We start from the raw sequence: 24,086 nt of genomic DNA, 5'->3' as shown, positions 1-24,086 counted from the left end.
GTTTCACTCGACAGCTCCTACAGGGAATGCAAAACCGTGTAGGAGCTGTCGAGTGAAACGAGGCTGCGATCTTTTTGCGTTCCACAGACAAATCCTGAAATAACCTGATACCCCGCTTGCGCGGCCACCTCCTGCTCACTAACGTAGCGCCTTTAATGACGCTACCCCCCCCCGCAGGAGCTTTGCCATGGCCTCGCCAGCCCTTACACATTTTCTTCCCCGGTTCGGCGTTGCCGCAGCAGTGGCCGGTGTTTTGAGCCTGACCGGTTGTCAGACCTGGAACACCCAGGACACCCTCCCGCCGACCACCGGCGTGCAGCCGCTCAAGGGCTTGGCGCAGAACGTTTCGGTACGCCGCAATGCCATGGGCATGCCGTTGATCGAAAGCAACACCTTCCACGACGCGCTGTTCACCCTGGGTTACGTCCACGCCACCGACCGCATCACGCAAATGGTTACCCTGCGCCTGTTGGCTCAGGGCCGTTTGTCGGAGATGTCCGGCTCGGATCTGCTCGACGCTGACCGCTACATGCGCGCCGTCAATCTGAAGAAAAGCGCCGACGAGCTGTACAAGGCGTCTTCGCCGCGCCTCAAACGCTTCTTCGAAGTGTATGCCCGCGGCGTCAACGCCTACCTGTTCCGCTATCGCGACAAGCTGCCGGCGGACCTCGCGGCCACCGGCTACAAACCTGAATACTGGAAGCCGGAAGATTCAGCGCTGATTTTCAGCCTGCTGAACTTCAGCCAATCGGCCAACCTGCCGGAAGAGATTGCCTCGCTGATGCTGGCCCAGACCGTCAGCACCGACAAACTCCCGTGGCTGACGCCGTCCGCTCCCGATGAAAAACTGCCGCTGGCCGAAGCCGAAAAACTTCAGGGCTTCAAGCTAAACGGGCAAATCCCGGGCCTGGCCGAGATCAGCAAAGCCACGAGCCAACTGTCCGATCTGAATCTGCTGGGCGCCACCTCGTCGAACAACTGGGCGATTGGCCCGCAACGCAGCCGCAGTGGCAAAAGCCTGCTGGCCAGCGACAGCCATGGCCCACTGGGCGTGCCGTCATTATTCAGTTACGTGCAGATCCGCACGTCGAAGTACCAGGCCTCTGGCGTAACCATTGCCGGTTTGCCGATGGTGCTCGGCGGTTTCAACGGCAAAGTGGCCTGGAGCATGACCACCGTCATGGGCGACAACCAGGACCTGTTCCTGGAAAAAATCAAACGCCAGGGCAATGGTCTTTCCTACGAGGTCGGCGGCAAATGGCAGCCGGCGATCGTGCGAAACGAAACCTACTTCGTCAAAGGCCAGCGGCCGATTCGCGAAGTGGTGTACGAAACCCGCCACGGTCCGCTGCTCAACAGTGCCCAAGGCACGACGCTGGCCAACGGTTTCGGCCTGGCCTTGCAGACACCGAACTTCACCGATGACAAAACCCTGGACGCGTTTTTCGACCTGTCCCGCGCCCAGACCGTCGAGAAAGCCTCGGACGCCAGCCGTGAAATCCGCGCCATCGCGCTGAACCTGGTATTTGCCGACGCCAGCAACATCGGCTGGCAAGTCACCGGTCGCTTCCCGAACCGTCGCGAAGGCGAAGGCCTGCTGCCGTCGCCGGGCTGGGAAGGTCGTTACGATTGGGATGGTTACGCCGACCCGATGCTCCATCCCTATGACCAGGATCCGGCCCAAGGTTGGCTCGGCACTGCCAACCAGCGAGTCATTCCCCATGGCTACGGCATGCAGCTATCCAATTCCTGGTCGGCGCCGGAGCGTGGCGAACGCCTGGCCGAACTGGCAGGCGTGGGCAAACACGACACGCGCAGCCTGATCGCCATGCAATACGACCAGACCACCACCTTCGCTGCCAAGCTGAAGAAAATGTTCGAAGCGCCGGGCATGTCGCAACCGCTCAAGCAGGCCATTGAAGCGCTGCCTGTGGCGGACCGTGGCAAGGCTCGCGAGGCGTATACCCGCCTGATGGCCTTCGACGGCAAACTCAGCCCGACCTCCGCTGATGCAGCGATTTACGAATTGTTTCTGCAGCAAAGCACCCAGCAAATCTTCCTCGACGAACTGGGCCCGGAAAGCAGCCCGGCGTGGAAAGCCTTTATCGCCAACGGTAAGTTGTCCTACGCGGCCCAGGCCGATCACCTGCTGGGTCGTGAGGACAGTCCGTTCTGGGATGACGCTCGCACACCGCAGAAAGAAGACAAACCGGCGATCCTCGCTCGCAGCCTGGCAGCCGCGATCAGCGCGGGCGACAGCCAGTTGGGCGGCGATCACAAAGCCTGGCAATGGGGCAAATTGCACCGCTACGAATGGAAAAACACCCGTGGCCAGACGGTGCGCGGTCCGCTTGCAGCCGGCGGCGACCACACCACGCTGAATACCGCAGCATTCGCCTGGGGTCAGGATTTCAACACCACCCTGGCGCCGGCCATGCGCTTTATCGTCGACTTCGGCCAGGCGGAACCGCTGATGGGGCAGAACGGTACCGGGCAATCCGGTAATCCGGCGAGTCCGAACTACCTCGACAGCATTGATCCGTGGCTGAAGGGGCAGTACATGAGCTTGCCAATGCAGCCGCAGAACTTTGACAAGGCGTATGGGAAGACGCGGTTGACGCTGACTCCTGGAAAGTAAGAGATCGTCTTTGAGATCCACCCCTCACCCCAACCCTCTCCCCACAGGGGAGAGGGGGAAAGGGAGCCGACTTGTATCGTTTCCAAAACCTGAGTTCGACTCGATATCTCAGGTCGATGCAACTCTAAAAAACAACTCGGTCAGCCCCCTCTACCCCTTGGGGAGAGGGCTGGGGTGAGGGGTGGATTTTCAACTCGCCGCAAATCTTCCTCCCCTGCGAAAAAACAATAGAACTTCTAGCCTCGCGCAAACCTCATAGCTAACAAGTCCCTCGATTTTGGTAACAACATGGATCTTGTTATCGCACGCCCTGAAGGTTTGTACTGCCCGGCCGGAGATTTCTACATCGACCCGTGGCGGCCGGTCGAGCGTTCAGTCATCACCCACGCTCACGGCGATCATGCCCGCACCGGCAATCAGCATTATCTGGCGGCCGCTCCCGGCGAAGGGATTTTGCGTGCGCGATTGGGCCAGGACATCAACCTGCAAACCCTGCCCTACGGTCAACCCCTGACCCACCAAGGCGTCACCTTGAGTTTTCACCCCGCCGGCCACGTCCTCGGCTCGGCTCAGGTGCGTCTGGAATACGGCGGCGAAGTCTGGGTCGCCTCGGGCGATTACAAGATCGAGCCCGACGGCACCTGCGCGCCGTTCGAACCGGTGCGCTGCAATACCTTCATCACTGAATCGACCTTCGGCCTGCCGATTTATCGCTGGCAACCCCAGGCGCACGTCTTTGCCGAGATCAATCAGTGGTGGCAAGCCAATGCCGCCGCCGACAAAACCAGCGTGTTGTTCTGCTATGCGTTCGGCAAGGCGCAGCGAATTCTCCACGGTATCGATGCCAGCATCGGCCCCATTCTGGTGCATGGCGCCGTGGAACCGCTCAATCAGGTTTATCGCGACGGTGGTATTTATTTACCGCCAACGATCTATGCCGGTGAGGTAAAAAAGAGCGACCCCATGATGCGCAAGGCGTTGGTCCTGGCCCCGCCTTCGGCTGGCGGCAGTACCTGGATGCGTCGCTTCGATGACTACAGCGACGGTTTCGCCAGCGGCTGGATGCGTTTGCGTGGCACACGGCGGCGACGTGGCGTGGATCGTGGCTTTGTACTGTCTGACCACGCCGACTGGCCAGGCCTGCTCTGGGCCATCGAACAGACCGGTGCTGAGCAGGTGATCGTTACCCACGGTTCGGTCGGGGTACTGGTGCGCCATCTGCGCGAACAGGGTCTCGATGCCATGAGTTTCAGCACCGAGTACGGCGACGATGAGGAAGAGAACGCAGCCGTCGAACCCGAGAGCGCCGAGGTGTTGCCATGAAGGCGTTCGCCGATTTGTATGCCGAACTCGATGCCACGACGTCGAGCAACGCCAAACTGGCGGCGATGCAACACTACTTCGCCGAGGCCGCGCCGGAAGATGCCGCATGGGCTGTTTACTTTTTGTCCGGCGGGAGGCCTCGGCAACTGGTGCCGGTGCGCATCCTGCGAGAGTTGGCGGTGGAGATCTCCGGCCTCGCGCCGTGGCTGTTCGAAGAGAGTTATCAGGCGGTCGGCGATCTGGCGGAAACCATTTCGCTGGTGCTGCCCGAAGCGCTTCACAGCTCTACCGATGGGCTGGCAGTGTGGATTGAAGACAAACTACTGCCGCTGCGCGGTGAACCCCCGCAAGTCCTCGCCGAGCGACTGCCTGCCCTGTGGTCGCAACTGGACCGCCAGAGCCTGATGCTCTGCATCAAATTGATCACCGGCAGTTTCCGCGTTGGCGTCTCCAAGTTGCTGGTCACCCGCGCCTTGGCGGCCATGGCCGGGCTCGACAGCAAACGCGTCGCCCAGCGACTGGTGGGTTACACCGACCTGTCCAACCGCCCGAACGCGTCGGCTTATTTGAGGTTGATCGCCGCCGAATCGTCTGCCGAACATGCCCAACGGGGTGGTCAGCCCTACCCGTTTTTCCTGGCTCACGCGCTATCACAACCCGTTGAACAATTCGAAGCCCTGCTCGGTCCGGCCAGCCATTGGCAAGTGGAATGGAAGTGGGACGGCATTCGCGCCCAGGTGGTCAAACGCGACGGGCGACTGTGGATCTGGTCGCGAGGCGAAGAGCTGGTGACCGAGCGCTTCCCCGAACTCGACAGTCTGGTTCACTGCTTGCCCGATGGTACGGTGATCGACGGCGAAATCGTCGCCTGGAAAACCGAACAACCCTCCACCGAGGACGCCTTCAACCCTCATTCCCCGGTTTCACCCGCGGTAAAGCCTTTCGCGCTGCTGCAACAGCGGATCGGCCGTAAAACCCTGGACAAAAAAATCCTCGAAGAAGTGCCGGTGGTGATCCTCGCCTACGACCTGCTGGAATGGCAGGGTGAAGACTGGCGCAACCAGGCTCAGGCCAAGCGTCGCACTCAACTGGAGCACGTCGTCAGCCGCTGTAACAACCCGGCGTTACTCGCCTCACCGGTGCTCACCGGCGAAGACTGGTTCGACCTCGCCCGACAACGACAAGCCTCCCGCAAACTCGGTGTCGAAGGCATGATGCTCAAGGCCCGGGATGCGCTGTATGGCGTCGGGCGGACCAAGGACATGGGCGTCTGGTGGAAATGGAAAGTCGACCCGTTCAGCGTCGACGCGGTGCTGATTTATGCGCAACGCGGCCATGGTCGTCGCGCCAGTCTCTACAGCGATTACACCTTCGCCGTGTGGGACGGGCCGCCTGACGCGTGCGAACGCACGCTGGTGCCGTTCGCCAAGGCGTATTCGGGGCTGACAGATGAAGAAATGCGCCAGGTCGACAGCATCGTGCGCAAGACCACCGTAGAGACATTCGGGCCGGTGAGCAGCGTGACGCCGAGCCTGGTGTTTGAACTGGGATTTGAGGGCATCGCCCTGTCCAGACGACACAAGAGCGGGATTGCGGTGCGGTTTCCGAGGATGTTGCGCTGGCGGCAGGATAAGTCGGTCGAAGAAGCTGACAACCTCGCAACCTTGCAGGATTTATTAGGCTGACCCAATTCCCTGTGGGAGTGAGCCTGCTCGCGATAGCGGTGTGTCAGTCGACATAAATGTTACTGAACCACCGCTATCGCGAGCAGGCTCACTCCCACAGGGTTTTGTGCGTTCCTGATTCAAGTTGGTGCGGCTATATTCCGGCGCCCGTTTTCGTGCACAAATCCCTCCTTGCCATTTCTTGAATCACCTTTTAAAACACTTGTTCGGGACTCTGGTTCGGAAATTGCTACTTTCATAGGGTCTTACGCTTTCCAGTAACAATAATTCTGCGCCACAAGCGCTCATATTGGTTTTTAGGGATTGAATAATGAAAAAAGCATTGCTGACCCTTTCTGCACTGGCGTTGTGCATGGCAGCCGGTTCCGCGCTGGCCAAGGAATACAAGGAATTGCGTTTTGGCGTTGACCCTTCCTACGCCCCGTTTGAGTCGAAAGCGGCTGACGGTAGCCTGGTAGGCTTCGACATCGATCTGGGTAACGCGATCTGCGCCGAACTGAAGGTCAAGTGCAAATGGGTCGAAAGCGATTTCGACGGCATGATTCCGGGCCTGAAGGCCAATAAATTCGACGGTGTGATCTCTTCGATGACCGTCACCGAAGCCCGCGAAAAAGTCATCGACTTCTCCAGCGAACTGTTCTCCGGCCCAACCGCCTACGTGTTCAAGAAAGGTTCTGGCGTGACTGAAGACGTCGCCTCGCTCAAGGGCAAGACCGTGGGCTACGAACAAGGCACCATCCAGGAAGCCTATGCCAAAGCCGTTTTGGACAAGGCAGGCGTTAAAACCCAGGCCTACGCCAACCAGGATCAGGTCTATGCCGACTTGACTTCCGGTCGTCTCGACGCAGGGATTCAGGACATGCTGCAAGCCGAACTGGGCTTCCTGAAGTCGCCACAGGGTGCCGATTACGATGTCAGCAAGCCAGTCGACAACGCTTTGCTGCCGGCCAAAACGGCTGTCGGTATTAAGAAAGGTAACACCGAGCTGAAAGCGCTTTTGGATAAAGGTATCAAAGCGTTACACGATGATGGCAAATACGCCGAGATTCAAAAGAAACACTTTGGCGATCTGAATCTGTACAGCGGCAAATAATGCCCGGCGCCCATCTCGCGATGGGCGCTTTTTTTATCCGATCAGGTTGCTGATTTATGTTCGAAAACCTATTACAAAATCTGGGGCTCTCAGCCTTCAGCCTCAAGGGCTTCGGTCCGTTGCTGATGGAAGGCACCTGGATGACCATCAAATTATCGGCGTTGTCGCTCTTGGTGGCCGTCTTGCTCGGCCTGCTCGGCGCCAGCGCCAAGCTGTCCAAAGTCAAACTGGTGCGCGTGCCGGCGCAGGTCTACACCACGCTGATTCGCGGCGTGCCGGATCTGGTGCTGATGCTGTTGATTTTCTACAGCCTGCAAACCTGGCTGACGTCGTTTACCGACTTCATGGAATGGGAATACATCGAGATCAACCCGTTCAGCGCCGGGGTCATCACCCTGGGCTTCATCTATGGCGCGTACTTCACCGAGACCTTCCGTGGCGCGATACTCGCAGTCCCGCGCGGTCAGGTCGAAGCCGCAACCGCGTATGGCCTCAAGCGTGGCCAGCGTTTCTGGATCGTGGTGTTCCCACAAATGATGCGTTTTGCCCTGCCGGGGATCGGCAATAACTGGATGGTGATGCTCAAGGCCACTGCGCTGGTGTCGATCATCGGCCTCGCCGACCTGGTCAAAGCCGCTCAGGACGCCGGCAAAAGCACCTATCAACTGTTCTATTTCCTGGTGCTGGCCGCGGTGATTTACCTGCTGATTACCAGCGCTTCCAACTTCGTCCTGCGCTGGCTCGAACGCCGTTACGCTGCCGGTTCCCGGGAGGCCGTACGATGATCGAACTCTTGCAGGAATACTGGAAACCCTTCCTTTATACCGACGGTCAGAACATCACCGGCCTGGCCATGACAATGTGGCTGCTCAGCGCGTCGATCTTCATCGGTTTCCTGGTGTCGATCCCACTGTCCATCGCCCGGGTGTCGCCGCACTTCTACATCCGCTGGCCGGTGCAGTTCTACACCTATCTGTTTCGCGGGACGCCGCTGTATATCCAGTTGCTGATTTGCTACACCGGCATCTACAGCCTGGCCGCCATCCGCGCACAACCGGTACTGGATGCGTTCTTTCGCGATGCGATGAACTGCACGATCCTGGCCTTCGCCCTGAATACCTGCGCCTACACCACGGAGATTTTCGCCGGGGCGATTCGCAGCATGGCGCACGGTGAGGTCGAAGCAGCCAAGGCTTACGGTCTGACAGGCTGGAAGCTGTATGCCTACGTGATCATGCCTTCGGCCCTGCGTCGTTCGTTGCCTTATTACAGCAACGAAGTGATTTTGATGCTGCACTCAACCACCGTGGCCTTCACCGCGACCATCCCGGACATCTTGAAAGTCGCGCGGGACGCCAACTCGGCGACCTTCCTGACTTTCCAGTCGTTCGGTATCGCTGCGCTGATCTACCTGACCGTTACCTTTGCGCTGGTCGGCCTGTTCCGCCTCGCCGAACGCCGATGGCTGGCCTTCCTCGGGCCGACCCACTAGGACCCGCTTTAGGGATAAAGAGACATGCGCCACCAGATTCATGACCTGCTGGCCCCGCTGCCGGGGACCGCTCGACAGATTCACAGCTTTCACTTCGGCCCCTCATCGGCCAAAGGCAAGATTTACATCCAGTCATCCCTGCATGCCGATGAAATGCCCGGCATGCTGGTTGCCTGGCACCTCAAGCAGCGTCTGGAGGAGCTCGAAGCCGCCGGCCGTCTGCGCAGCGAAATCGTGCTGGTGCCGGTGGCCAACCCGGTCGGCCTCGAACAAGTGCTGATGGACGTGCCACTGGGCCGTTACGACCTCGAAAGCGGGCAGAACTTCAATCGCTGGTTCGTCGATCTGAGCGAAGCCGTCGGCAACGAGATCGAAGGCCTGCTCGGCGACGATCCGCAGCACAACCTCGAACTGATTCGCAGCAGCCTGCGCAATGCCCTCGCTCAGCAGACGGCCAGCACGCAACTGCAATCCCAGCGCCTGGCGCTGCAACGGCTGGCCTGCGATGCCGACATGGTGCTGGACCTGCATTGCGATTTCGAGGCGGTCGCCCACCTTTACACCACGCCCGAGGCGTGGCCGCAGGTCGAGCCACTGGCGCGGTACATCGGCGCAGAAGCTAGTCTGCTGGCCACCGATTCTGGGGGTCAGTCATTCGATGAATGCTTCACCCTGCTCTGGTGGCAGTTGAAGGAACGCTTCGGCGAACACTTCGATATTCCGCTGGGCAGCTTCTCGGTCACCGTCGAATTGCGCGGTCAGGGCGACGTCAATCATCCATTGGCCAGCCTCGATTGCCAGGCACTGATCGATTACCTGATTCATTTCGGCGCCATTGCTGGCGAACCCGCGTCGCTGCCCGAGTTGCCCTACCCGGCCACACCACTGGCCGGCGTTGAACCGGTGGCAACTCCGGTCGGCGGGCTGCTGGTATTCACCGCGCTGCCAGGTGAATACCTCGAGGCCGGGCAACTGATCGCTGAAATCATCGACCCGATCCTTGACTGCGTCACCCCCGTTCATTGCACCGTCGCCGGGTTGATGTACGCCCGTTCGCTACGGCGCATGGCCACTGCCGGCATGGTGATCGCCCACGTTGCGGGCACCGAAGCCTATCGCAGCGGCTACTTACTTTCGCCTTGAGGATGCATGCCCCATGTACAAACTGACCATTGAAGGCCTGCATAAAAGCTATGGCGATCATGAAGTACTCAAAGGCGTTTCGCTCAAGGCCAACACTGGCGACGTCATCAGCCTGATCGGCGCCAGCGGCTCGGGCAAAAGTACCTTCCTGCGTTGCATCAACTTTCTCGAACAGCCGAACGACGGCGCCATGAGCCTGGACGGCCAGAACATCCGCATGATCAAGGATCGCCACGGCATGCACGTGGCCGACCCCGATGAACTGCAAAAAATCCGCACCCGCCTGGCCATGGTGTTCCAGCACTTCAACCTGTGGAGCCACATGACCGTGCTGGAAAACATCACCATGGCCCCGCGCCGGGTGCTGGGCTGCAGCAAACAGGAAGCCGAAGACCGCGCACGGCGCTACCTCGACAAGGTCGGGCTGGCGGCGCGCGTAGCGGATCAATACCCGGCGTTTCTTTCCGGTGGCCAGCAGCAACGGGTTGCCATCGCTCGGGCGTTGGCCATGGAACCAGAAGTCATGCTGTTCGACGAACCAACCTCGGCACTCGATCCCGAACTGGTGGGTGAGGTGCTCAGGGTGATCCAGGGCCTGGCAGAAGAAGGCCGGACCATGATCATGGTGACCCACGAAATGAGCTTCGCTCGCAAAGTATCAAGTCAGGTGTTGTTCCTGCACAAAGGGTTGGTGGAGGAAGAAGGCGCACCGGACGACGTGCTGGGCAACCCGAAAAGTGAGCGGTTGAAGCAGTTCCTGAGCGGCAACCTGAAATAGCCTCACTTCCCGCCTCTACAACGAAATATGGCCAGTCAGCTGAAGTCTTCAAAGACATCAGCTGACTGGCCATTCATTTTTCGCAGGCGGCGATCAAGCAACGGGCGCAGGAGGCGGCTCATCCGGCAGGGTAGGCTCACCGGGCTCGCTGGGTTGTTCGTTGGGGGTATCGGGATCAGGCTGACCGGGAATGCCCCCTGCCATGCTGATGGGTGGATGTGCCAACAAGGACCAGGCCAAAACGCCAACCTGATTGGGCTCAAGCCTTGCCAGTTCGGCACTTATTCGCGGATCGATCTTCATAGGGCACTCCTGAGCGATGGCCCGTCCGCATTGCGCGAACCAGGCAGTACACCCAATAGAGTGTCTACCCGCTCAAGAATTCCCAAGACCTGCCAGACGAACGGATCAGGTACGTGGCAGGGTAACGCCGCGCTGGCCCTGATACTTGCCGCCACGGTCCTTGTAGGACACTTCACACTCTTCGTCGGATTCAAGGAACAGCATCTGTGCCACGCCTTCGTTCGCGTAGATTTTCGCCGGCAGATTGGTGGTGTTGGAGAACTCCAGGGTCACATGACCCTCCCACTCAGGCTCAAGCGGCGTGACGTTGACGATGATGCCGCAGCGCGCATAGGTGCTTTTACCCAGGCAAATGGTCAATACATTACGCGGAATACGGAAATATTCGACGGTGCTGGCCAGGGCGAAGGAGTTCGGCGGAATGATGCACACGTCGCTGTGGATGTCGACGAAGCTGCCGGCATCGAAGTTTTTCGGGTCGACGATAGCCGAATTGATGTTGGTGAACACCTTGAAATGATTGGTGCAACGCACATCGTAGCCGTAGCTTGACACACCATAGGAGATCACACGGCTATCGTCGCTGCCGCGCACCTGGCGCTCTACGAAGGGCTCGATCATGCCGTGCTCTTGCGCCATGCGGCGAATCCACTTGTCCGATTTGATGCTCATGGCGGGTGTCCTGAATAGCGAGGTGGAAAAAATCTGTCCGGCATCTTACCGGGCGCGCGCTTCGGGTTCAAAGTCCGGGGCACAAATCTTGCCGATCCCCCGTAATTTCTGGCCCTTGCGGGTAAAGCGGCGGACCGTCAGTCATGAAAACAGAGAAACCTTCGCAGGAAGCATTGGCACGTTCCGGAAAAAGGGTTAAGGTGGCGCCACTGTGCTGCTTGTGTCACTGAGAATCTCTACACGATATGTTGAATTTCGATCCAACCATCTACAAGAATTTTTCCTGCTCTTTGCACTCAGTCTCGGCCAGGGTTCTTCCTGCGTCGCAGTTATCTTTGTTCAAGGAGTTACACCATGTCTAATCGCCAAACTGGTACCGTTAAGTGGTTCAACGATGAAAAAGGCTTCGGCTTCATCACTCCACAATCCGGTGACGACCTGTTCGTTCACTTCAAAGCTATCCAATCCGACGGCTTCAAAAGCCTGAAAGAAGGCCAACAGGTTTCTTTCATCGCTACCCGCGGTCAGAAAGGCATGCAAGCTGAAGAAGTTCAAGTTATCTAACTTGTACTTGCTTTAGTAAAAAGCCCCGCCCTCAAAAGCGGGGCTTTTTTGTGCCTGTCTGTTTTGCAGGCAAAAAAAATCGCAGCCCATGGCTGCGATTTTTTGCGTCTTACCAGGCCACGCCAAACCCTGCGGTGTACCGGGTCTTGTCCAAATCAGCTTCGTCAGTGCCGCTGATGATGTCTCTCTCGGCCTTCAGGTTAAGCGATGCCCATTCGGTCACTTTGTAGCGCAAGCCCATTTCAGCATCGAGCGCGTAATCCGCTACGCCCGACAACGGCTTGCCCACTTCGCCGTTCGTGAAGAACTCCACCCTCTTACCAATCAGGTAGCGGTTGTAGTCCCACTTCATCGCCACGGAATAGAAGTTTTCTTTGCTGCCGTCAGCGAACTCATAGTCCGTGCGGTTGACCAGCGAGCCGAGTGAGAATGCGCCCAGCTCGTCGTCCCAGAATTGGTAACCGGGGCCGGTACCGATTGTGCGCTGGCGGGCCAGCTCTTCGACCTTGTCGCGCTTATAGACCGCGCGCCCTTGCCAGAACCATTTTTCGGTCAGGAAGCGGTCGAGCGAGTATTCGCCCCGCCAGTTGTCGGTAGTGACCACGTCATCCTGAAATTCGCGGTTGTACTCGCCTTCTGCGGTGTGTCGCCATCTGCCATGACGCGCAGTGGTCTTGAAGTCGATATCGTAATCGTCGGTGTCTTTCTCGGCCCGTTGATAATCCAGCGCTGCATCGATATTACCCTTCCACACCAAATCCTCTACCACCGGCTTGGGCTTGAGGATCTGCTGAATGCTGGCCAGCTCGACAGTCTTGGGAGCCTCGCCGTTGGCCAGGGTGACCTTACCGTCTTCTGCCGCATGCAGCGCCTTGGCCTTTTCGCCGGTGTAGGCATCCTGCTTGACCAGCAATTCCTGATCGCTTTCCAGGGTTTTGACCTGCTTCCAGTCGATCGGGACGGCACCGGCGTATTCGGTCTGGATCAACAGCTTGCCGCCATCGAAAACGGTGATCTTGCCGCTCAGCTTGTCACCGTTCTTCAACCAGACGGTATCGGCGAGCAAGGGCGTGGAGGCACTGACGACAGCGAGGCACAGCAGGGTTCTGGACAACATAAGCAAATACAGGCTCAAATTTGCGAAAAAAAGTCGGCATTATCCATACGAATAAGACCCTAGCAAGGACTGACCCGACTATTTCTATTGAGTTCATTTCTCAATAGGCGATCCAGGATTTACTCTACAGACGGTAAGGCGAACTTTTTCAGGAACTGCCGACGTGACCGACTCAACCGCTGAAACCGATAGTCCGGCGCAAATCCGACGCACGGCGCTGTACCTGACACTGGCGCAAGTCCCAGAGGGCAAAGTCGTGAGTTACGGTCAGCTCGCTGAGCTGGCGGGACTGGGTCGCGCCGCCCGCTTCGTCGGACGGACACTGAGCCAACTGCCAGGCGACAGCAAATTGCCCTGGCACCGCGTGCTCGGCGCCGGCGGGCGTATCAGCCTGCCTGCAGGCAGCCCTTCGGGGGATGAACAACGCGCGCGTTTGCGCATGGAGGGCATCAGTATCCTGAACAATCGTGTTGATATTCAGCGCCATGGCTGGCGCCCGGTAGAGCACAGCGGTTAGAGTGCGCGCTTTGTTTCCGTATTTCTTGAGGCAGACTCCAGCCCATGCCCCGTAAAACCTGGCGCGCCGCGCTCGCCGCCTATGCCAGCCCATCGACGCTCGTACTGTTGCTGCTTGGTTTCGCCGCCGGCTTGCCCTACATGCTGGTGTTTTCGACACTTTCGGTCTGGCTGCGCGAAGCCGGTGTGGCTCGCGAAACCATTGGCTATGCAAGCCTGATCGGCCTGGCCTACGCCTTTAAATGGGTCTGGTCACCGCTGCTCGATCAATGGCGCCTGCCATTGCTCGGCAAGCTCGGTCGCCGACGCTCCTGGCTCGTGCTTTCCCAGGCGCTGGTCATTCTCGGCCTGATCGGGATGGGTTTCTGCGACCCGCAAAAGCATTTGTCCTGGCTGATCGCTATCGCTGTGGTGGTCGCCTTCGCTTCGGCGACGCAAGACATCGCGGTCGACGCTTATCGCCTGGAAATCGCCGACGACACCCGTCAGGCCGCCCTCGCCGCCAGTTACATGTCCGGTTATCGGATCGCCGCGCTGCTGGCCACCGCCGGCGCCCTGTTTTTCGCTGAAGGCTTCGGTTCCACCGGTTTCAACTATAAGCATTCGGCATGGGCCGGCACCTACATCCTGTTCGGCGCCTTGATGGTTCCGGCGCTGCTGACCTCCTTTTTCATGCGCGAACCGCCGGTGCCGCTGCGTACACAGCTTCAGGCCGGGCGCTATAGCTTTGTGCATCAACTGGCCTCGGTGTTTGTGCTGATCATACTGCTGGTTTCCGTGCCGGCCATGTTCACCCAGCTGTACAACACCGATTTCGCCAGCGTGCTTTTCCAAGGTGTGAGCGTGCTCGACCTGCTGCTCGAAGACCGCGCGTTCCTGCGGGCAATCCTCTACACCACGCTCACCGCCATTTGCCTGTCGGCCATTGGCCGCCGCGGCCTGGCGCCGGTGCTGACGCCGATCAACGACTTCATTCTGCGCTACCGCTGGCAAGCGTTCCTGTTGCTTGGGCTGATCGCCACCTATCGGATGTCCGATACGGTCATGGGCGTGATGGCTAACGTGTTCTACATCGACCAAGGCTTCACCAAGGATCAGATTGCCAGCGTCAGCAAGATCTTTGGCCTGATCATGACCCTGGTCGGCGCCGGCATGGGCGGCCTGCTGATTGTGCGCTTCGGCATCTTGCCGATTCTGCTCATCGGCGGCATTGCATCAGCCGGCACCAACCTGCTGTTCCTGATGCTCGCCGACATGGGCGCCAACCTGAACATGCTGATCCTCACCATTTCCCTGGATAACTTCAGTTCGGGCCTGGCGACCTCGGCGTTTGTCGCCTACCTGTCGAGCCTGACCAACTTGAAGTTCTCCGCGACCCAGTACGCCCTGCTCAGCTCGATCATGCTCTTGCTGCCACGCCTGATTGGCGGCTACTCGGGGGTCATGGTGGAGAAATTCGGTTATCACAATTTCTTCCTGATCACTGCCCTGCTCGGCGTGCCGACGCTGCTGTTGATCGCGCTGCACTGGTTCCAGGAGAGCCGCCGCGAAGGTCCGACGCCAACGCCGACGCCCGATCCGGTTCCGACCCAGGTCGCGGAAGAATCGTAGGTTCTTCAGCAGGAAGCAGCGCAGAGGGCGCGGGGATTCCCGCCCTCTCGCCACACCCCGCCGACCGCACGCCTGTACGCCAGCAGATCTCGCCCGTACAATGCTCAGTCATTTCTCGTCATCAGCAACCGACAACGGCCAACCATGCGCACCAGTCAATTTTTGCTCGCCACACAGAAAGAAACGCCTTCCGACGCGGTCGTGATCAGCCATCAGCTGATGCTGCGCGCCGGCATGATCCGCAAACTCGCCTCGGGCCTCTACACCTGGCTGCCGATGGGCTTGCGAGTGATGCGCAAGGTCGAAGCCGTCGTTCGTGAAGAAATGAACGCCGCGGGCTCTCTCGAAGTGTTGATGCCGAGCACCCAACCGGCTGAGCTGTGGCAGGAATCCGGTCGCTGGGAAGAGTACGGCCCTGAATTGCTGCGCTTCAAGGATCGCCACGGTCGCGATTTCTGCGCAGGCCCGACTCACGAAGAAGTCATCACTGACCTGATGCGCAACGAGTTGAGCAGCTACAAACAGCTGCCGATCAACCTGTACCAGATCCAGACCAAATTCCGTGACGAGATCCGTCCACGCTTCGGCTTGATGCGCGGTCGCGAATTCATCATGAAGGACGCCTACTCCTTCCACGCTGACCAGCCATCGCTGCAGGTCACCTATGACCGCATGCACCAGGCGTATTGCAACGTGTTCACCCGTCTGGGCCTGAAATTCCGCCCGGTTGAAGCCGACAACGGTTCGATCGGTGGTGCCGGCTCCCACGAGTTCCACGTGCTGGCCGAATCCGGCGAAGACGATATCGTCTTCAGCAACGGTTCCGACTACGCGGCGAACATCGAGAAAGCCGAAGCCGTGCCACGCGAAACTTCCCGCGCCGCACCCACCGAAGAGCTGCGTCTGGTCGACACGCCGAACGCCAAGACCATTGCGCAACTGGTCGAAGGCTTCAACCTGCCGATTGAAAAGACCATCAAGACCCTGGTGGTTCACGCTGAAGAGAAAGGCAAGCTGATTGCCCTGATCATCCGTGGCGACCACGAGCTGAACGAAATCAAGGCCGGCAACCAGCCTGGCGTTGCCAGCCCGCTGGTCATGGCCTCCGAAGCCGAACTGCGCGACGCCATTGGCGCCGGTGCCGGCTCCCTCGGCCCGTTGAACCTGCCGCTGCCAATCATCATCGACCGTTCCGTCGAGCTGATGAGCGACTTCGGCATCGGTGCCAACATCGATGACAAACACTATTTCGGCGTGAACTGGGAGCGTGATCTGCCGGTTCCAACCGTTGCCGACCTGCGCAACGTGGTCGCTGGCGACCCGAGCCCGGATGGCAAGGGCACCCTGGAAATCAAGCGCGGCATCGAAGTCGGGCACATCTTCCAGCTGGGCAACAAGTACAGCAAAGCGATGAAGTGCGAAGTGCTGGGCGAGAATGGCAAGCCAGTGACCCTGGAAATGGGTTGCTACGGCATCGGCGTTTCCCGCGTGGTGGCTGCGGCCATCGAGCAGAACAACGACGCCAACGGGATCATCTGGAGTGACACACTGGCCCCGTTCCAGGTCGCGCTGGTACCGCTGCGCTATGAAACCGAACAGGTTCGCGAAGCCACCGACAAGCTGTATGCACAATTGACTGCCGCCGGCTTCGAAGTACTGCTGGACGACCGCGACAAGAAAACCAGCCCGGGCATCAAGTTCGCGGACATGGAGCTGATCGGCATTCCTCACCGGATCGTGGTCAGTGACCGCGGCCTCGCCGAAGGCAATCTTGAATACAAGAGCCGCACCGAGCCCGAAGCGCAAGCGCTGCCGGTCGCAGACGTGCTGTCCTTCCTTCAGTCCCGTATCCGCCGCTGACACCAGATAGAGAAGTCATGTTCAAGCGAAACACCTTAGGCCTCGGTGGTGCCGCCCTGTGCGGCACCCTGCTGGTCAGCGGCTGTGCCAATCACATGTCACAACGCAGCGAGCACGAGGAACGTGTCGAGCGTAAATTGCTCGATCACAGCCTGCAGATTGATGTCGGCGAGCCAAAGGTGCTTGAGCTGCCGCAACGTCGGGTGAAGATCCACGAGCAGAAGACGTTCGAAGTCACCGAATTCGAAGTCACGCGTCACTACGATCGCTATACGCCTTACCAACCCTGGCGGGAGGCTTACGAGATTCCGCTGGGTGCGGTGGCCGTGGTGGCCGGTGTCGGTGCGAACGTGGTCAACGTGTTCGCCCTCGGCACCCTGCCGGACAGTGTGACGAAAGACTGGTTGAGCTACGGTTTCGCCGGGCTCAACCCGTTCATGAACACGCAGTCTCATGGTCGCGCACAACAGAACCTGGCGGGCATTGACGAGGTTCAGCTCGACAAGCGCACCGAATACTCGAGCCTGCCATGGAGCGAGCGTCCGGTTGAGGTCAAGGCCGGCAAGGAAACGTTCGAGATGAGCACCGACAAAAACGGTGTATTGCGCGTGAACCTGCTGGACAGCCCGTTCGCCGAACATGACATCAATCATCTGAGCCGGCTGCTGATCAGTGTCCAGAATGCTCAGGACAATGTGCACACCGATTCGTCCCTGGCGGTCAGTAGCTCCTTGCGCGGCAAGCTGCTCGAAGCTCATGGGCTGATTTACGACGATCTTGAAGACGACGAAGTGAGCCAGTGGGTACACCGGGTCAAACGTTTGTCGGAACTGGGCCTGGAAGAAGAAGCCACTGAGCTGGAACAAAGCCTGATTGAACTGACGCGCAACGATCCCGAGTTGCAGACCGAATTCCTCAAGTCATTGACCAAGGATGCCGGGCGACTGGTAGCGGATCCGGGACCGAATTAAGGCCCCTTAAAAGATCGTCTATATGGGCGATCTTTTGCTTTCAGGTCTCAACGCTCAAACAACTCCATCTGCTCAAACCCGCCCCGCAAATCCTCCAGCCTTACCCCAATCCCCAGCAACCGCACCGGTTTCCCGCCGCGATTGAACGCCTGGGTCAGCAACAACTGATAGCTCCCCAAATCCCGCCCTGCCCCGGCCTGCTCCAGAGTGGTCTGGGTGAAGTCATGGAATTTCACTTTGACGAACGGTTTGCCCGGTCGATAGCTGCTGTCGATTCGCGCCATGCGGCCGGCCAGGGTTTCCAGTAGCTCGGGTAATTTATCGAGGCAGCTCACCAGATCCGGCAGGTCGACGTCGTAGGTGTTTTCGACACTGATCGACTGTCTACGACTGTCGTTATGCACCAACCGGTCATCGATCCCACGGGCCAGGCTCCAAAGTCGCTCGCCGAAGCTGCCGAATTCGCGCACAAGCGCCAACTTGTCCCATTCGCGCAAATGCGAACAATCGACGATGCCAAGCCTGCCCAATTTGTCTGCGGTCACTTTGCCAACGCCGTGCAACTTGCTCACCGGCAAACCACTGACAAAATCCTCGACCTGATCCGGTGTAATGACGAACAAGCCATTGGGCTTCTTCCAGTCGCTGGCGATCTTGGCCAGAAACTTGTTCGGCGCCACCCCAGCCGAAACGGTGATGTGCAGTTGATTAGAGACGCGACGGCGAATGTCCTGGGCAATTCGCGTGGCGCTGCCACCGAAATGCGCACTGTCCGACACATCGAGGTAGGCCTCATCCAGTGAAAGCGGCTCGATCAAGTCGGTGTAATCGCGAAAGATCGTGTGAATTTCCTTGGAGGCTTCTCTATAGGCCTCCATGCGCGGCTTGACGATGGTCAGGTCCGGGCACAGTTTCAAGGCATGTCCGGAAGACATGGCCGAGCGCACCCCATAAGCCCGCGCTTCATAATTGCAGGTAGCGATCACGCCACGCCGATCCGCAGAACCGCCCACTGCCAGAGGTTTTCCGGCCAGGCGCGGGTCATCACGCATCTCGATGGCGGCGTAGAAGCAGTCACAATCGACGTGGATGATTTTTCGCTGCGTCATATAAATGCAGTGTTCATGGTGAAGAAATGGCGTATTGGCAAGTCAGATCGGCAGTATCTCACTGACACCTGTATATAGCACCAGTACTCTGAATGTTCTTTTCTACATGTAGGAAAAGTGCCGATGAATTTATTTTCTTAATCGAAAAGCTTCACCCGATAAAACTGAAAGCCTTGCCACGTCGGCCTTACAGCCAATCATCCAGCCCTATTTTCAAGCTAAGCGATTGAACAGGAAGAGGTTTTCTCTGGATTGAAGGTTGACAGCCTGTCGATCCTCTGTAGAATACCGACACACAGACGCGGGATGGAGCAGTCTGGTAGCTCGTCGGGCTCATAACCCGAAGGTCGTCGGTTCAAATCCGGCTCCCGCAACCAAACATCAAGAAAGGCTACTCGAAAGAGTGGCCTTTTTTGTGCGCGTCTCTTTTGTAAACACGAGATAGAAAAGAGCGGGTAACGGCTGACGGTGCAGGATTGAAAAATCGTTCTGATTCCGAAACTTAAGTCTCCCCCACCACCATTCGCCGCTCATTTACGCTTATTTCACCTTATTCAGGATTAACGGTAGACACTCCGCCGTTCGCCTGTAGAATGCCGCCACACAGACGCGGGATGGAGCAGTCTGGTAGCTCGTCGGGCTCATAACCCGAAGGTCGTCGGTTCAAATCCGGCTCCCGCAACCAAACATCAAAAAAGGCTACTCGAAAGAGTGGCCTTTTTTGTGCGCGTCTCTTTTGTAGAAATGAGCATGGAAACGAGCGGGCGCGTCTGTCGGCGCAGAAATGAGAAATCCTTCTGATTCCGAAACTTAAGCCTCCCTCACGACCGTTCGCCGCTCAGTTACGCCTATTTGACCCTATTCCGGATTAACGGTTGACACCCCGGCGTTCGCCTGTAGAATGCCGCCACACAGACGCGGGATGGAGCAGTCTGGTAGCTCGTCGGGCTCATAACCCGAAGGTCGTCGGTTCAAATCCGGCTCCCGCAACCAAACATCAAAAAAGGCTACTCGAAAGAGTGGCCTTTTTTGTATCTGTTGAAAAAGTCCTTTCGCAACAATGATCTGCCACTGTGTAGCGAGCCGTTCGGGATCCCCAATACTCTGAGCCCAGACTATGCTGAGCCACAGACAGAACCCTCTACGACGGATGACATGCCATCGCCGCTACCCGGTGAGAGGCGTTAATATTTGTGATTATTTTTTTCTACAGGGATTGGTAACTTGGCTGGATACCCCCATCCTGTCGCGCACAATCCAAGAGGTGATTGATGCGCGCCAACTCGTCTGATCCACAAGACACCGTCACAGCGACACAACCGATCAAGGCCGAGCGTTTGCGCTTGCTGGATCTGGTCAGCAAATATCGTCAGCCCATCGGCCTGGCGGTCACTCTGCTGTTGTTCGCTATCGCGCTGATTGCCTGTCGCCACCTGCTGAGCGAACTCGATCTGTACGCTCTGCACGACTCGATTCTCGAGGTACCGAAACCGGCATTATTGGGTGCGCTGGGCGCGACCGTGGTCGGCTTCATTATCCTGCTGGGCTACGAATGGTCAGCCAGCCGCTACGCGGGCGTGACTCTGGCGCCGCGAATCCTCGCCCTGGGCGGGTTCACCGCATTTGCCATCGGCAACGCCATTGGCCTGTCGATGCTCTCGGGGGGCTCGGTTCGTTACCGTTTATATGCGCGTCATGGTCTGGGGGCTTCGGACGTTGCTCATATGACGCTGTTCGCCAGTCTCTCACTCGGCTGCGCCCTGCCTCCCTTGGCTGCCCTGGCGACCCTCAGCAACCTCCCGGCTGCCTCGGCTGCCTTGGGTTTGTCCGAAGGTTTGCTGGGGATTGTCGCCGCCGCCGTCTTACTGCTCTTCAGCGTATTGGCCATCGGCATCTACCGCCGTCGCCTTCCGGACCAGCCTTCCCCGGACAACCTGCTGGTCAAGGTCGGACGCCGCACCTTGCGCCTCCCCGGCCGTCGCCTGACCTTCCTGCAACTGATCATCACCGCCCTGGACGTGGCCGCCCGCTGCGACCGTGCTCTATCTGTTGCTGCCGGAAGCACCGCCCTTCGGTGCGTTCCTGCTGGTGTACCTGCTGGCCCTGGCCGCTGGCGTGCTCAGCCATGTGCCCGGCGGTGTCGGCGTATTTGAAGCGATCCTGCTGGCCGCCTTCGCCGACACACTCGGCGCTGCCCCACTGGCCGCCGCGCTGCTGCTCTATCGCCTGATCTATGTGGTGCTGCCCTTGTTGGTGGCGTGCGTGTTCTTGCTGATCAACGAAGGTCAGCGCCTGTTTCAGACACGCCAGACACTGCGCGCAGCCTCCGGTCTGGCCGCGCCGATCCTCTCGGTACTGGTGTTCCTGTCCGGTGTTGTTTTGCTGTTCTCCGGCGTGACCCCGGAAATCGACACCCGCCTGGAACACATCGGTTTTCTGATTCCGCACCGACTGGTCGACGCCTCGCACTTCGGCGCCAGCCTGGCCGGCGTCCTCTGCCTGCTGCTCGCTCAAGGCTTGCGCCGTCGGCTGTCCGCCGCGTGGATGCTGACCACCATTCTGTTGCTGGTCGGCGCTTTGCTCTCGCTGCTCAAGGGCTTCGACTGGGAAGAAGCCTGCTTGCTGACCCTGACTGCGAGCCTGCTGGGGGTTTTCCGCAGCTCGTTCTATCGCCCCAGCCGTCTGACCGAGGTGCCGTTCTCGCCGTTGTATCTGGTGGCGAGCCTGTGCGTACTCGGCGCGTCGATCTGGCTGCTGCTGTTCGCCTATCAGGATGTTCCGTACAGCCATCAGCTCTGGTGGCAGTTCACCCTCGACGCCGATGCCCCGCGTGGCTTGCGCTCGCTGCTCGGCGCCGCCGTGCTGCTGGTGGTGGTGTCCCTGACCTGGCTGCTGCGCACCGCGCGCCCGGTGATCCATCTGCCAACACCCGATGAACTGGACCGCGCGGTAAAGATCCTGATGGCCTCCGCACAACCGGATGGCGGCCTCGCCCTGACCGGTGACAAGGCGCTGCTGTTCCACCCCAACGACCAGGCGTTCCTGATGTACGCACGTCGTGGTCGCAGCCTGGTGGCCTTGTATGACCCGATCGGTCCAACCCAGCAACGGGCGGAAATGATCTGGCAGTTCCGCGACCTGTGCGACATCCACCACGCCCGCCCGGTGTTCTATCAAGTGCGCGCCGAGAACCTGCCGTACTACATGGACATCGGCCTGACCGCGATCAAGCTCGGCGAAGAAGCCCGGGTCGATCTGCTTCGCTTTGATCTCGAGGCCAAAGGCAAAGAGATGAAAGACCTGCGCTACACCTGGAACCGTGGCACTCGCGATGGCTTGTCGCTGGAGATCTTTGATCCGGGACAAGCGCCGATGGACGAGCTCAAGGTAATTTCCGATGCCTGGCTGACCGGCAAGAACGTGCGCGAGAAAGGCTTCTCGCTCGGCCGTTTCAGCGATGATTACCTCAAGCATTTCCGCGTCGCGGTGATTCGTTTCGAAGGGCGCCCGGTGGCGTTCGCCAACCTGCTCGAGACTTACGGCCATGACCTGGCCAGCCTCGACCTGATGCGCGCGCACCCGGACGCCCCCAAGCTGACCATGGAGTTCATGATGGTCGGTCTGATCCAACATTATAAAAATCATGGATACGCGCGTTTCAGCCTGGGCATGGTGCCGTTGTCGGGGTTACAACCCCGTCGTGGCGCACCACTGACCCAGCGTCTGGGCTCGATGGTTTTCCGCCGTGGTGAGCAGCTCTACAACTTCCAAGGCTTGCGTCGCTTCAAAGACAAATTCCAGCCTGACTGGGAACCCCGTTATATGGCCGTGCCCGCCGGACTCGATCCGCTGGTTGCCCTGGCCGATACTGCTGCCCTGATTGCAGGCGGCTTGACTGGATTGGTGAAACGCTGATGATTCAACGCTCCTTGCGGTACGTACTGGCCACACTGGTAGTGCTGGCCCTGATTGTCGGTGGCGGCTACTGGTACCTGAAACGCCCGGCACCCGAACCGACCCTCGAACAGCTGACGCCGGCCGATGGCGCCGCGATGACCCGTGTCATCCCCGGCAACACGCCACGCGCCCAGGTGCTGGTGGCGGTCAATGAAGACCAGAAGCTCAGTAACAAACAGTTGATGACCCTGAGCCGCAGCGGTTCGGCGCAGATTGTTCAGGTGATCCTGCCCAAAGACTGCCTGCTGCAAAGTCGCGCCCTGCAATCGGCCCTGAGAGAACTCAAAGGCCCGGCGACCCTGGTCAGCGGCATCGGCCCTGGCGCCGTGCTGGCGTGGCGCTGGTTGTCCGAGCAAAAGGACGACAAGGCTCAAGCCGTCTCGGTGGACCTGGCCCTGGAAAAACCCGGCTGCACCCACCTGCTACCGAAAAGCGCCGCTCACGGGCACTGGCTGGTGGCCTGGAACGACAACCCGGACGACACCAGCGCCGGTTTCGTACGCGACCAACCCAACGCCGAAACCAGCATCAGCGACTACGACATCAACCTGCCGCAAGTGCTGAACAACGAGCTGCGCAAGATCCTCGTCGGTGGCGATAAAGCCGCTGGCGGCCTGCAGATCCCGGTGGTCGAAGTGCCCGCCGGCCAAGCCAAGGACACCGTGACCCTGTTCCTGTCCGGTGACGGCGGCTGGCGCGACCTGGACCGTGACGTCGCGGGCGAGATGGCCAAGATCGGCTACCCGGTCGTCGGCATCGACACCCTGCGTTACTACTGGCAGCACAAGAGCCCGGAGCAAAGCGCCCTGGACCTGGCCGAACTGATGCAGCACTACCGGCAGAAATGGGGCACCAAGCGCTTCATCCTGACCGGTTACTCGTTCGGCGCCGACGTCCTGCCCGCCATCTACAACCGCCTGGAGCCATCGGAACAACAACGGGTCGATGCGATCATCCTGCTGGCCTTCGCCCGCACCGGCAGCTTCGAAATCGAAGTCGAAGGCTGGCTCGGCAACGCCGGCAAAGAAGCCGCCACCGGCCCGGAAATGGCCAAGCTGCCGCCGGAGAAAGTGGTGTGCATCTACGGTGAAGAAGAAGTCGACGAGAGCGGCTGCACCGACAAGACCGCCGTGGGCGAGGCGATGAAATTGCCTGGCGGTCATCACTTCGACGAGAACTACCCGGCCCTGGCGCAGCGATTGGTGGATGTGATCGAGAAGCGTCAAGCGAAGGAGACGGCGGCTCAAGAGTGAT

At 59.2% G+C, this 24,086-nt stretch carries 18 protein-coding genes, 3 tRNA genes and 1 pseudogene; 18 read left to right on the top strand and 4 right to left on the bottom strand.

The window, feature by feature from the left end; genetic code table 11:
- Window positions 1–187 precede the first annotated feature (187 nt).
- From ABH912_RS26905 to ABH912_RS26870, 8 genes are all read left to right on the top strand, one after another.
- The gene (locus ABH912_RS26905; protein ID WP_429512039.1) at window positions 188–2,638 is read left to right on the top strand and encodes a penicillin acylase family protein; all 2,451 of its coding nucleotides are present in this window, start codon (window positions 188–190) and stop codon (window positions 2,636–2,638) included.
- A gap of 288 nt (window positions 2,639–2,926) precedes the next feature.
- The gene (locus tag ABH912_RS26900; protein WP_429512037.1) at window positions 2,927–3,961 is read left to right on the top strand and encodes a ligase-associated DNA damage response exonuclease; all 1,035 of its coding nucleotides are present in this window, start codon (window positions 2,927–2,929) and stop codon (window positions 3,959–3,961) included.
- Entirely contained in the window at window positions 3,958–5,646 is a 1,689-nt protein-coding gene (locus tag ABH912_RS26895; protein WP_429512035.1) for an ATP-dependent DNA ligase, read from the top strand. The genes ABH912_RS26900 and ABH912_RS26895 overlap by 4 nt, the downstream gene beginning before the upstream one ends.
- Window positions 5,647–5,956: 310 nt before the next feature.
- The gene (locus ABH912_RS26890; RefSeq protein ID WP_033058977.1) at window positions 5,957–6,739 is read left to right on the top strand and encodes a transporter substrate-binding domain-containing protein; all 783 of its coding nucleotides are present in this window, start codon (window positions 5,957–5,959) and stop codon (window positions 6,737–6,739) included.
- Between the two features lie 56 nt (window positions 6,740–6,795).
- Entirely contained in the window at window positions 6,796–7,524 is a 729-nt protein-coding gene (locus tag ABH912_RS26885) for an ABC transporter permease (protein WP_033058975.1), read from the top strand.
- Window positions 7,521–8,231, top strand: coding sequence for an ABC transporter permease (locus tag ABH912_RS26880; protein WP_033058973.1), 711 nt, complete (start codon window positions 7,521–7,523; stop codon window positions 8,229–8,231). Before ABH912_RS26885 ends, ABH912_RS26880 begins: the two co-directional genes overlap by 4 nt.
- A 24-nt stretch (window positions 8,232–8,255) precedes the next feature.
- Window positions 8,256–9,374, top strand: coding sequence for a succinylglutamate desuccinylase/aspartoacylase family protein (locus ABH912_RS26875; RefSeq protein ID WP_429512032.1), 1,119 nt, complete (start codon window positions 8,256–8,258; stop codon window positions 9,372–9,374).
- A gap of 13 nt (window positions 9,375–9,387) precedes the next feature.
- Window positions 9,388–10,152: an ABC transporter ATP-binding protein gene (locus ABH912_RS26870; protein WP_033058969.1), complete on the top strand. Its 765-nt coding sequence runs from the start codon at window positions 9,388–9,390 to the stop codon at window positions 10,150–10,152.
- A gap of 93 nt (window positions 10,153–10,245) precedes the next feature.
- Here the strand turns inward: ABH912_RS26870 and ABH912_RS26865 are convergent, their stop codons facing one another.
- Both ABH912_RS26865 and dcd read right to left on the bottom strand, forming a co-directional pair.
- A complete protein-coding gene (locus ABH912_RS26865; RefSeq protein WP_033058968.1) occupies window positions 10,246–10,455 on the bottom strand; it encodes a hypothetical protein in 210 nt (69 codons plus the stop codon).
- A 105-nt stretch (window positions 10,456–10,560) separates the two neighbouring features.
- Window positions 10,561–11,127, bottom strand: coding sequence for a dCTP deaminase (gene dcd / locus ABH912_RS26860; protein WP_007904652.1), 567 nt, complete (start codon window positions 11,125–11,127; stop codon window positions 10,561–10,563).
- A 354-nt stretch (window positions 11,128–11,481) separates the two neighbouring features.
- On the opposite strand from dcd, the gene ABH912_RS26855 reads away from it, so the two are divergent.
- Window positions 11,482–11,691, top strand: coding sequence for a cold-shock protein (locus ABH912_RS26855; protein WP_002554837.1), 210 nt, complete (start codon window positions 11,482–11,484; stop codon window positions 11,689–11,691).
- 109 nt (window positions 11,692–11,800) lie between these two features.
- Here the strand turns inward: ABH912_RS26855 and ABH912_RS26850 are convergent, their stop codons facing one another.
- On the bottom strand, window positions 11,801–12,808 hold the full coding sequence (locus ABH912_RS26850) for a DUF481 domain-containing protein (RefSeq protein WP_033058966.1): 1,008 nt from the start codon (window positions 12,806–12,808) through the stop codon (window positions 11,801–11,803).
- Window positions 12,809–12,971: 163 nt separating this feature from the next.
- Here ABH912_RS26850 and ABH912_RS26845 point away from each other — a divergent pair, with 163 nt between their 5' ends.
- The 4 genes from ABH912_RS26845 (at window position 12,972) to ABH912_RS26830 (ending at window position 17,766) form a co-directional block, all read left to right on the top strand.
- Window positions 12,972–13,325 (top strand): MGMT family protein, encoded by a 354-nt coding sequence (locus ABH912_RS26845; RefSeq protein ID WP_033058964.1) that lies wholly within the window; start codon window positions 12,972–12,974, stop codon window positions 13,323–13,325.
- Window positions 13,326–13,369: 44 nt separating this feature from the next.
- Window positions 13,370–14,935 carry an AmpG family muropeptide MFS transporter gene (locus ABH912_RS26840; RefSeq protein WP_033058962.1) on the top strand — a complete coding sequence of 522 codons (1,566 nt, stop codon included), beginning with the start codon at window positions 13,370–13,372 and terminating at the stop codon, window positions 14,933–14,935.
- Window positions 14,936–15,079: 144 nt separating this feature from the next.
- Window positions 15,080–16,795 carry a proline--tRNA ligase gene (locus tag ABH912_RS26835; protein ID WP_033058960.1) on the top strand — a complete coding sequence of 572 codons (1,716 nt, stop codon included), beginning with the start codon at window positions 15,080–15,082 and terminating at the stop codon, window positions 16,793–16,795.
- A gap of 17 nt (window positions 16,796–16,812) precedes the next feature.
- Entirely contained in the window at window positions 16,813–17,766 is a 954-nt protein-coding gene (locus tag ABH912_RS26830; RefSeq protein ID WP_429512029.1) for a hypothetical protein, read from the top strand.
- A gap of 47 nt (window positions 17,767–17,813) precedes the next feature.
- On the opposite strand, the gene dinB is transcribed toward ABH912_RS26830, so the two are convergent.
- Window positions 17,814–18,875: a DNA polymerase IV gene (dinB, locus tag ABH912_RS26825; protein ID WP_056739239.1), complete on the bottom strand. Its 1,062-nt coding sequence runs from the start codon at window positions 18,873–18,875 to the stop codon at window positions 17,814–17,816.
- A 300-nt stretch (window positions 18,876–19,175) separates the two neighbouring features.
- On the opposite strand from dinB, the gene ABH912_RS26820 reads away from it, so the two are divergent.
- The 5 genes and pseudogenes from ABH912_RS26820 to ABH912_RS26800 all read left to right on the top strand — a co-directional run bounded on the left by ABH912_RS26820 (window position 19,176) and on the right by ABH912_RS26800 (window position 24,085).
- Window positions 19,176–19,252, top strand: a tRNA-Met gene (locus ABH912_RS26820).
- A gap of 231 nt (window positions 19,253–19,483) precedes the next feature.
- A tRNA-Met gene (locus tag ABH912_RS26815) sits at window positions 19,484–19,560 on the top strand.
- A 231-nt stretch (window positions 19,561–19,791) separates the two neighbouring features.
- Window positions 19,792–19,868: transfer RNA gene (locus ABH912_RS26810), tRNA-Met, on the top strand.
- 278 nt (window positions 19,869–20,146) lie between these two features.
- Window positions 20,147–22,790, top strand: a pseudogene (gene mprF, locus ABH912_RS26805) (bifunctional lysylphosphatidylglycerol flippase/synthetase MprF).
- Complete coding sequence (locus ABH912_RS26800; protein ID WP_429512026.1) at window positions 22,790–24,085, top strand: AcvB/VirJ family lysyl-phosphatidylglycerol hydrolase; 1,296 nt, start codon at window positions 22,790–22,792, stop codon at window positions 24,083–24,085. The pseudogene mprF and the gene ABH912_RS26800 overlap by 1 nt, the downstream one beginning before the upstream one ends.
- The last annotated feature ends 1 nt before the right edge of the window (window position 24,086 follow it).

The organism is Pseudomonas sp. BT76 TE3572, from assembly GCF_050435365.1.
Classification (GTDB): Bacteria; Pseudomonadota; Gammaproteobacteria; order Pseudomonadales; family Pseudomonadaceae; genus Aquipseudomonas; species Aquipseudomonas fluorescens_W.
Note: the sequence above shows the minus strand (reverse complement) of the source record. Positions and strands in the feature narration are given on the sequence as shown.

Bases quoted from the DNA above. Each gene is read 5' to 3' on its own strand.
- ABH912_RS26800 (WP_429512026.1), top strand. From the start codon at position 22,790: ATGATTCAACGCTCCTTGCGGTACGTACTGGCCACACTGGTAGTGCTG.
- ABH912_RS26895 (WP_429512035.1), top strand. From the start codon at position 3,958: ATGAAGGCGTTCGCCGATTTGTATGCCGAACTCGATGCCACGACGTCG.
- dcd (WP_007904652.1), bottom strand. From the start codon at position 11,127: ATGAGCATCAAATCGGACAAGTGGATTCGCCGCATGGCGCAAGAGCAC.
- ABH912_RS26870 (WP_033058969.1), top strand. From the start codon at position 9,388: ATGTACAAACTGACCATTGAAGGCCTGCATAAAAGCTATGGCGATCAT.
- ABH912_RS26880 (WP_033058973.1), top strand. From the start codon at position 7,521: ATGATCGAACTCTTGCAGGAATACTGGAAACCCTTCCTTTATACCGAC.
- ABH912_RS26865 (WP_033058968.1), bottom strand. From the start codon at position 10,455: ATGAAGATCGATCCGCGAATAAGTGCCGAACTGGCAAGGCTTGAGCCC.
- ABH912_RS26840 (WP_033058962.1), top strand. From the start codon at position 13,370: ATGCCCCGTAAAACCTGGCGCGCCGCGCTCGCCGCCTATGCCAGCCCA.
- ABH912_RS26850 (WP_033058966.1), bottom strand. From the start codon at position 12,808: ATGTTGTCCAGAACCCTGCTGTGCCTCGCTGTCGTCAGTGCCTCCACG.
- ABH912_RS26830 (WP_429512029.1), top strand. From the start codon at position 16,813: ATGTTCAAGCGAAACACCTTAGGCCTCGGTGGTGCCGCCCTGTGCGGC.
- ABH912_RS26905 (WP_429512039.1), top strand. From the start codon at position 188: ATGGCCTCGCCAGCCCTTACACATTTTCTTCCCCGGTTCGGCGTTGCC.
- ABH912_RS26855 (WP_002554837.1), top strand. From the start codon at position 11,482: ATGTCTAATCGCCAAACTGGTACCGTTAAGTGGTTCAACGATGAAAAA.
- ABH912_RS26900 (WP_429512037.1), top strand. From the start codon at position 2,927: ATGGATCTTGTTATCGCACGCCCTGAAGGTTTGTACTGCCCGGCCGGA.
- ABH912_RS26890 (WP_033058977.1), top strand. From the start codon at position 5,957: ATGAAAAAAGCATTGCTGACCCTTTCTGCACTGGCGTTGTGCATGGCA.
- dinB (WP_056739239.1), bottom strand. From the start codon at position 18,875: ATGACGCAGCGAAAAATCATCCACGTCGATTGTGACTGCTTCTACGCC.
- ABH912_RS26835 (WP_033058960.1), top strand. From the start codon at position 15,080: ATGCGCACCAGTCAATTTTTGCTCGCCACACAGAAAGAAACGCCTTCC.
- ABH912_RS26885 (WP_033058975.1), top strand. From the start codon at position 6,796: ATGTTCGAAAACCTATTACAAAATCTGGGGCTCTCAGCCTTCAGCCTC.
- ABH912_RS26875 (WP_429512032.1), top strand. From the start codon at position 8,256: ATGCGCCACCAGATTCATGACCTGCTGGCCCCGCTGCCGGGGACCGCT.